Below are 8,400 nucleotides of genomic sequence, written 5' to 3'. Positions count from 1 at the left end.
GCGGAACCCGCCGAACACGCGGAACTCGCGGAACCTGCGGAACCCGCCGAACACGCGGAACCCGCCGGACCCGCCGGACCCGCGGAACCCACCGGACCCACCGGACCCACCGGACCCACCGGACCCACCGGACCCACCGGAGGCATGCTGACGGGTCAACCCGCGGGGCGTGCGGAGGGCTCCGGTCCGGCCGGCGCGCGGGCCGAGGGCACCGGTCACCCCGGCCCCGCCCCCGAGAACACACCAGACCCGGCTGCCCCGCCCCACGACACCCGGAGCGCGTCATGACCACACCGTCGGCGCCCCTGCTCAGCGCGCAAGGGCTGCACGTGGCCTTCCCGGGGCGGCGGGGTGGTGCGCCCGCCCGGGCCGTGGACGGGGTCGACCTCGACATCCGAGCGGGGGAGGTCGTCGCCCTCGTCGGGGAGTCCGGGTGTGGGAAGACGACGTTGGCGCGGTCGCTGCTGGGGCTGGTGGCGCCGACCGGGGGGCGGGTCACCTTCGACGGCAAGCCGTTGCAGTACTCCTCGCGGGCCCTCAAGGCCTATCGCCGACGCGTTCAGCTCGTCCTCCAGGACCCGAGCGGGTCGCTCAACCCCCGGCACACGGTGTACGACGCCGTGGCCGAGGGGCTGCGGATCCATGGAGGTGTCGGTGACGAACAGGCCGTCGTCGCGCGGGCGTTGAGCCGCGCGGGACTCCGGCCGCCCGAGCGGTTCTTTCTGCGGTATCCGCACGAACTGTCCGGCGGGCAGCGGCAGCGCGTGGTGATCGCCGGCGCGCTCGTCCTGGAACCCGAACTCCTCGTCGCCGACGAGCCGGTGGCCTCGCTGGACGCCTCCGTGCGCGGTGAGATCCTCGCCCTCCTGCTGCGGCTGCGCACCGAACTCGGCCTGGCCGCCCTGGTGGTGACCCACGATCTGGGCCTGGCGTGGAACATCGCCGACCGGGTCGCGGTGATGTACCTGGGGCGGATCGTGGAGACGGGGGACGCGGAGAAGGTCCTGACGGACCCTCAACATCCTTACATCCAGGCTTTGTTGTCGGTGCTGCCGGAGGCGCCAGGCGATCCCGTGGTGCTGTCCGGCGAACCCCCGGACCCGTCCCGTATCCCGAGCGGCTGCCGGTTCCGGGCGCGCTGCCAGGTGCTGGCGAGCGGGGAGGCGGAACGCGCGGGCGTCGCCCACCGGTGCCGGACCGAGGACCTGGAGGTGCTGGGCGGCGGCGGGGAGGCGCAGGTGGCCTGTCATTGGGCGCGGGTGCGGGACCCCGCGGTCTGAGAACGCCGGGTCGCCGCAGCGTCGCGGGTCCTGGAACACCGAGCCCCGCCAGCGTCCCGGGTCCTGGAACACCGGGTCCCGGCACTGTCGCAAGTCCGGAAACGCCGATTCCCGGCACCGTCGTACGGTGCCGGGAACCAGTGGTGGCCGTAGTGATCAGGCCGCGTGCACGACGTCCTTGACCTCGGCGAAGTGGCACGCCGACTCGTGGGCCGCCGGGGTGTCCACCCCGCGGAAGCGCTCGGGCACCGCCAGCAGCGGGACCTCTGTCGAGCACTTGTCCTGCGCCTTCCAGCAACGGGTGCGGAAGCGGCAGCCGGACGGCGGGTTCGCCGGCGACGGGACGTCACCGGTGAGGATGATCCGCTCACGCCCCTCACGGGCGTCCGGGTCGGGCACCGGGACCGCCGACAGCAGCGCCTGGGTGTAGGGGTGCGTCGGGTGGTCGTAGATCTGCTCGTCGCTGCCGATCTCGGCGATCTTGCCGAGGTACATGACCCCGACCCGGTCCGAGATGTGGCGGACGATCGACAGGTCGTGCGCGATGAAGATGTAGGAGAGGTTGAACTCGTCCTGCAGACGCTCCATCAGGTTGATGACCTGGGCCTGCACCGACACGTCGAGCGCGGAGACCGGCTCGTCGCAGATGATGATCTCGGGGTTGAGCGCGAGGCCGCGGGCGATGCCGATGCGCTGGCGCTGGCCGCCCGAGAACTGGTGCGGGTAGCGGTTGATGTACTCGGGGTTGAGCCCGACGACGTCGAGGAGTTCCTGCACCTTGCGGCGCCGGTCGCCCTTGGGGGCCACCTCGGGGTGGATGTCGAAGGGCTCGCCGATGATGTCGCCGACCGTCATCCGGGGGTTCAGGGAGGTGTACGGGTCCTGGAACACCATCTGGATGTTGCGGCGGACGGCCTTCTGCGCGCGGCCGGACAGCTTGGTGATGTCCTGGCCCTTGTAGAAGATCTCGCCCGCGGTGACCTGCTCCAGGTTCATCAGGAGCTTGGCGACCGTGGACTTGCCGCAGCCGGACTCGCCCACGATGCCGAGGGTCTCGCCCTGGTAGAGGTCGAAGGAGACTCCGTCGACGGCCTTGACCGCGCCGATCTGTTTCCGGAACAGGATGCCCTGGGTCAGCGGGAAGTGCTTCACCAGGTTCCGCACCTGGAGGATCGGCTCGCCGCGGTCGACCGGCGCCTCGATGGCGCCGACCGCCTCCGTCTCGGAGTGGACCTCGGCGACCTCCACGTCGGAGACGTTCGGCGTGGCCTCCTGCTGCTCGTCGTTCTTGCTGAGCTCAGCCATGGATCGTCTCCTTCCAGAAGTGGCAGGCCGAACCCCGGCCGACCAGATCGGTGCCGTCCTGCTCGGTCACCGGAACCAGCGCGGGGACCTCCGTACGGCAGATGTCCTGCGCCTTGGGGCAGCGCGGGTTGAAGGCACAACCGGCCGGGATCTTCAGCAGGTTGGGCGGCAGGCCCTTGATCGCGTAGAGCTCCTGGCCCTTCTGGTCCAGGCGCGGGATGGAGTCGAGCAGCCCCCGGGTGTAGGGGTGCGCCGGGCGCTTGTACAGCTCGTGCACCGGCGCCGTCTCCACGATGCGGCCCGCGTACATCACCGCGATCTTGTCGGCGACGTCCGCGACCACGCCGAGGTCGTGGGTGATGAGGATGAGCCCCATCTGGTACTCGCGCTGCAACTCCGCGAGCAGGTCCATGACCTGGGCCTGGACGGTCACGTCGAGGGCCGTGGTGGGCTCGTCGGCGATGATCAGGTCCGGCTCCAGGGCCAGCGCCATGGCGATCATGATGCGCTGGCGCATACCGCCGGAGAACTGGTGCGGGTAGTCGTTCACCCGCGCCGCGGCGGCCGGGATCTTCACCCGGTCCATCAGCTCGATGGACTTGGCCCTGGCCTCCTTCTTGGAGAGGCCCTGGTGGACGCGGAACAACTCGCCGATCTGGTAGCCCACGGAGAGCACCGGGTTCAGCGAGCTGAGCGCGTCCTGGAAGATCATGGCGATGCGCCGACCGCGGATCTTGCGGCGCTCCTCGGTGGACATGGTGAGCATGTCCTGGCCGCGGAACCGGATCTCGCCCTGCGGGATCCGGGCCGGCGGCATGTCGAGGATGCCCATGATCGCCTGCGCGGTCACGGACTTGCCGGAGCCGGACTCGCCGAGCACGGCGAGGGTCTCGCCGGCGTGGACGTTGTAGTTGACGCCGTTGACGGCCCGTACGACACCCTCGCGGGTGACGAACTCGACGTGCAGGTCACGCACGTCGAGGAGGGGTGCGTCCTCGCCGTCGCGGGGCGCCGGTACCGGCGCTGCTTCTTCGATGATGGTCACGTACGCCTCCCTCAGCGCGTCTTCGGGTCAAGGGCGTTGCGGACCGCCTCGCCGAGCATGATGAATGCCAGCACCGTGATGGTGAGCATGATCGACGGGTAGAGCATGATCCACTGGGCGATACGGATCGAACTGCCGCCGTCGGAGATGTCGTTGCCCCAGGAGACGCCGTTCAGGCCGAGCCCCAGGAAGGACAGCGTGGCCTCGGAGCCGATGTAGACACCGAGCGAGATGGTGGCGACGACGATCACGGGCGCCAGGGTGTTCGGCAGGATGTGCCGGAACAGGATGCGCGGGGTGCTCGCGCCCAGTGCCTTGGCGGCCTGGACGTAGTCGGACTGCTTGGTGGTGATCACCGCGCCGCGCATCACACGGGCCAGCTGGGTCCAGCCGAAGAAGGCCAGGGCGCCGATGACGACCCAGGCGGTGCGCTCCGGGAAGGAGTTGAGGACGACCATGGTGCCCAGCAGGAACGGGATGCCGAAGAACACGTCCACGAGCCGCGACAGGATCGAGTCGACGATCCCGCCGAAGTAACCGGCGATCATGCCGACCAGACCGCCCACGACGGTCACGGAGATCGTGGTGCCGAAGCCGACGGCTATCGAGGCCCGGGCGCCGTAGATGAGCCGGGCGTAGACGCTGCGGCCCTGCTGGTCGTAGCCGAGCCACTCGGTCGAGAAGACCTTTCCGAGCTGCGGCTTCTGCAGGTAGTGCTTGGACAGGTCGCCGTAGGTCGGGTTGCCGCTGGTGAACCAGCCGGGGAAGAACGTGATCAGCAGGAGCAGCAGGATCAGCACCGAGGAGATGACGAAGATCTTGTTGCGCCGCAGGTCCTGCCAGGCGTCGCCCCACAGGCTGCGGGTCTTCTCGGACTTCGGCGGCTGGGGGGCCGGCGTGGTGGCGTCCGAGGTGTCCGGCGCGGCGGTGGCGGTGTCGGATTTGGTCATGTCAGGCATAGCGAATCCTCGGGTCAAGGACCGCGTAGAGCAGGTCGACAAGGAGGCTGGCGACGAGATAGACGAGGACGAGGATGGTCACCAGGCCCACCAGGGTGGTGCCTTCGCGGCGGATGATCGACTGGTAGATCGTGCCGCCGATGCCCTGGATGTTGAAGATGCCCTCGGTGACGACGGCACCGCCGAGCAGGCCGCCGATGTCCGTGCCGAGGTAGGTGACCACGGGGATCATCGAGTTGCGCATGAGGTGGACGGTCACCACCCGGCGCCGGGGCAGTCCCTTGGCGATGGCCGTACGGACGTAGTCGGCGCGCATGTTCTCCGCGATCGACGTACGGGTCAGCCGGGACACATAGGCGAGTGACGCCGTGGCCAGCACAATCGCCGGCATCAGCAACTGACCGTAATTCGATGCGTCGTTGACGTTCGGTTCCAGCCACTTGAGTTCGTCGGCGAAGACCCACTGGAGGATGAAGCCGAGGACGAAGACCGGGATCGAGATCAGCAGCAGGGTGATGAGCAGCACCACGGTGTCGGCGGCGCGTCCGGCGCGCAGACCGGCGTAGACGCCGAGGCCGACACCGAGGACGATCTCGATGACGAAGGCGAAGCCGCCGAGGCGAAGGGTCACGGGGAAGGCGTCGCCGAGCACGTCGGTGACGGGCCGTCCGCTGGCTATCTGCGTGCCGAAGTCGGCATGCAGAACGATGCCCTTTATGTAGTGGTAGTACTGCACAAAGATGTTCTGATCCAGGCCGTACTCGTGCCGAAGCGCGGCGATGACCTGTGGGCTGCCGCCCTTGTCGCCGAACAGCCCGCGGACGGGGTCACCGGGCAGGGCGTAGACCATCAGGAAGATGAGCAGGGTGGTCCCGAAGAAGACCGGGATCATCTGGAGCAGTCGTCGTGCGACATAGCGCCCCATCGTGCCTCCATAAAAAAGTCGCGGCGGCAACAGGCGGGCCCCTTCCGCGCGCACCGCTCGGCGGTACGTGTGGAAAGGGCCCCCCGGCCGCTCCCGCCGAACCGGGGCGCGCTCTGCGCGCCCCGGGCGACGGATTGCCTGCGGTTACTTTTTGACCTGAACGCCGGTCAGGATCGGGTCTCCGTCCTGGGCGAACTTGACGCCCGAGACCTTCTCCGAGTAGCCCGCGTTGACCTTGTAGTACCAGAGCGGAATGCTCGGCATGTAGTTCGCGAGCTGCTTCTCGATCTCCTGGTACTTCTTCACCGAGTCGTCCAGCGTGGCGGCGCCGTCGGCAGCGGCGATCTCGCTGTCGATCGTCTTGTTGGAGAAGCCGCTCTGGTTGCCGTCCGACTTGGTGCCGTAGAGGTCACGGATGAAGTTGGCGTTCATCGGGAAGTCCAGCACCCAGCCGGAGCGGTACAGGGACTTGACCTCGTGCGCCTGACGGGCGTCGAGGTCGGCCTGGAAGTCGGCCTTCGGGTCGGTACCGCACTTCACACCGGTGGCGTTGGTGATGGAGTTGCAGACGGCCTCCACCCACTCCTTGTGACCACCGTCGGTGTTGTACTGGATGGTGATGGAGTTGCCGGGAACGCCGCCACCCTCCTTGATGAGCGCCTTGGCCTTCGCCGGGTCGTACTTGGTGACGTCGCCCGCGGCGTCCGGCTGGTAGCCGAGGACGCCCTTGGCGACCCAGCCGGTGGCCGGCTCACGGGTGCCCTGGAGGACGGTCTTGGTGATCGTGTCGCGGTCGATCGCCATCGACAGACCCTGGATGACCTTCGGGTTGATGTCCTTCCACTGCTTGGAGTAGAAGGCCGGCGCGATGGTCTGGATCGCCGAGTACGCCTGGTCGACCGCGCGGGAACCGAGGTCCTGCTTGTAGACCGGGAGGTCCTTCGGGGCGACCTGGGTGATGACGTCGAGGTTGCCGGACTTCAGGTCCGCGTACGCCGTCTCCGGGGTGGAGTAGTTCTTGAAGACCACACCACCGTTCTTGGCGGCGTTCGGGCCCTTGTAGTCGGCGTTCTTGGCGACCGTGATCGCCTTCTTGTGCTCCCAGCTGACGAACTTGTACGGGCCGTTGCCGACCGGCTTCTGACCTGCGGCGGCCGGGTCCTTGTAGAAGGACTCGGGCAGCGGCGAGAAGACCTCGTAGCCGAGCTTGTAGATGAAGTAGGGAATCGCCTTCGACAACGTGATGGTGAAGGTGTTGTCGTCCACGACCTTCAGGCCGGAGAGCTCGGTGGCCTTGGCCTTGCCCTTGGCGGGGGCGACGTCGTCGTAGCCAGCGATGTCCGAGAACCAGAAGCTGTTGGTCTGCTTGTTGGTCGGATTCGCGGCCCAGTTCCAGGCCTTGACGTACGAGTTGGCGGTGACCGGGGTGCCGTCGGTGAACTTCCAGCCGGCCTTCAGCTTGACCGTGTAGGTCTTGCTGTCGGTGGTGTCGACGGACGAGGCGTTCATCATGACGATCTTGCCGCTGCTGTCGTAGTCCACCAGACCGGTGAACAGCGACTTGATCACGATGCTGCCGTAGGACTCCATGGTGTTGGCCGGCTGCAGCGGGTTCTGCGGCTCGCCCGACTCGACCGTGAACGTGCCGTTCGGGTTGATCGCGGCCTTGCTGTCGCTCTTGCCGTCATCACTGGAACCACCGCAGGCGGTTGCCCCCAGTGCCACAACCGCGGCTATCGCGACCCACTTGGCACTCTTCGCACCGCGCATGGGCTCCTCCTTCAAGAATCCATAAGGTTCACTGCACGGGACAGCACACGTCACAACACCGTCACCGGTGCCTGAAAATGTGTCGGTGCCCCCAGCGCTCGCGAGCCTGCGCCTCTCTGTCGGCGCCCGACCCGTCGTACCCGAGCTCTACGCGCCTAACTATCTGCCATGAGCGAAGGCCGAACCACACCGTCAAGGTCTCGGTTCGATCACACCTGACGCGTACATCTTCCAAAATCCGGACAAAGGGTTTGGTGAAAGACCCCTGCGAAACGGACTTGTTACACACCTATCGGTCCTGAATGTCCGCATGCCGAACGCGGGCCGAGTGAAAATCCAGTTGCGGTTCCGCGAACGTTGTGCAATCAACAGGTCCGCGCGCCAACGGCATCCAACCGGAGCCGCGGAGGGCGTCCGGGGAACACACAGCGTGCATGGACAGGATCACGCCATCCGCAGACTAGTGCGGATGAACCGGCCTGTGCGGATTCCGGGCGAGGACAAGGGTTATCCCTGTATTCAGCCAACCTCGCCCCGCGGGAATCCCTCCACCACCAACTCGACCTCGAAGCCCTCCTCGTTCTCCAGGTAGGCGGCGCAGTGCTCCGGACCGCCCGCGTGCGGATACCGGTCGGTGAACATCGGGGTCCAGCCGTGCGCGGGTGCCGCCTCGACCAACGCGTCCAGTGCGGCACGGCCGCCGGATCCGCCAGGGACACGGAAGGCCAGGTGGTTCAGCCCCGGCCGCATGCGGTCGTGGCCGGTGTCCGGGCGCAGCGCCGGTGACCGCTCGATCACGACGTACGTCTCCCCCATCCGCCAGCTCCGCCCCACCGGCCAGTTCTGGTACGGCTCGCAGCCGAGGCGCTCCAGGAGCCACCCCCACGACGACTCCGCCCGCTCCAGGTCCGCGACCCACAGCTCGACATGGTGCAACAGCACCTGGCACCTCCACAGTTGGGAACCGTCTCCGCGGTCGAGACCCGTCTCTGCGGTCGAGACCCGTCTCCGCAGTTGAGAACCGTCTCCGCGGTTGAGAACCGTCTCCGCGGTTGAGAACCCGTCAAGAATGCGCCCGGCCCCGTCGTGCCGTGGCACCGGGTGTGCCAGGCTGCC

General features: G+C 67.6%; 7 protein-coding genes and 1 pseudogene. 2 read left to right on the top strand and 6 right to left on the bottom strand.

Annotated features, from left to right (window positions below):
- Positions 1-288 (top strand): annotated as a pseudogene (locus tag JHN63_RS53230) (ABC transporter ATP-binding protein); the annotation flags it as partial.
- On the top strand, positions 285-1,280 hold the full coding sequence (locus JHN63_RS34385) for an ABC transporter ATP-binding protein (protein WP_200688178.1): 996 nt from the start codon (positions 285-287) through the stop codon (positions 1,278-1,280). The pseudogene JHN63_RS53230 and the gene JHN63_RS34385, both read left to right, overlap by 4 nt.
- Before the next feature lie 156 nt (positions 1,281-1,436).
- On the opposite strand, the gene JHN63_RS34380 is transcribed toward JHN63_RS34385, so the two are convergent.
- The 6 genes from JHN63_RS34380 to JHN63_RS34355 form a co-directional block, all read right to left on the bottom strand.
- Positions 1,437-2,585, bottom strand: coding sequence for an ABC transporter ATP-binding protein (locus tag JHN63_RS34380; protein WP_200688176.1), 1,149 nt, complete (start codon positions 2,583-2,585; stop codon positions 1,437-1,439).
- Positions 2,578-3,630 (bottom strand): ABC transporter ATP-binding protein, encoded by a 1,053-nt coding sequence (locus JHN63_RS34375; protein ID WP_200688174.1) that lies wholly within the window; start codon positions 3,628-3,630, stop codon positions 2,578-2,580. Before JHN63_RS34375 ends, JHN63_RS34380 begins: the two co-directional genes overlap by 8 nt.
- Before the next feature lie 11 nt (positions 3,631-3,641).
- A complete protein-coding gene (locus JHN63_RS34370; protein WP_200688172.1) occupies positions 3,642-4,589 on the bottom strand; it encodes an ABC transporter permease in 948 nt (315 codons plus the stop codon).
- The gene (locus tag JHN63_RS34365) at positions 4,582-5,514 is read right to left on the bottom strand and encodes an ABC transporter permease (protein WP_200688170.1); all 933 of its coding nucleotides are present in this window, start codon (positions 5,512-5,514) and stop codon (positions 4,582-4,584) included. The genes JHN63_RS34370 and JHN63_RS34365 overlap by 8 nt, the downstream gene beginning before the upstream one ends.
- 144 nt (positions 5,515-5,658) lie before the next feature.
- On the bottom strand, positions 5,659-7,284 hold the full coding sequence (locus tag JHN63_RS34360; protein WP_200688168.1) for an ABC transporter substrate-binding protein: 1,626 nt from the start codon (positions 7,282-7,284) through the stop codon (positions 5,659-5,661).
- Between the two features lie 519 nt (positions 7,285-7,803).
- Entirely contained in the window at positions 7,804-8,223 is a 420-nt protein-coding gene (locus JHN63_RS34355) for a VOC family protein (RefSeq protein WP_200688185.1), read from the bottom strand.
- Between the last annotated feature and the right edge of the window lie 177 nt (positions 8,224-8,400).

Origin of the sequence: Streptomyces sp. MBT65, from assembly GCF_016612545.1 — a bacterium.
Classification (GTDB): domain Bacteria; phylum Actinomycetota; class Actinomycetes; order Streptomycetales; family Streptomycetaceae; genus Streptomyces.
The sequence above is the reverse complement of the archived record's forward strand: the minus strand, read 5'-3'. Positions and strand labels throughout refer to the sequence as shown.

Coding starts and splice junctions, on each gene's coding strand:
- JHN63_RS34360 (WP_200688168.1), bottom strand. CDS start 7,284: ATGCGCGGTGCGAAGAGTGCCAAGTGGGTCGCGATAGCCGCGGTTGTG.
- JHN63_RS34370 (WP_200688172.1), bottom strand. CDS start 4,589: ATGCCTGACATGACCAAATCCGACACCGCCACCGCCGCGCCGGACACC.
- JHN63_RS34380 (WP_200688176.1), bottom strand. CDS start 2,585: ATGGCTGAGCTCAGCAAGAACGACGAGCAGCAGGAGGCCACGCCGAAC.
- JHN63_RS34365 (WP_200688170.1), bottom strand. CDS start 5,514: ATGGGGCGCTATGTCGCACGACGACTGCTCCAGATGATCCCGGTCTTC.
- JHN63_RS34385 (WP_200688178.1), top strand. CDS start 285: ATGACCACACCGTCGGCGCCCCTGCTCAGCGCGCAAGGGCTGCACGTG.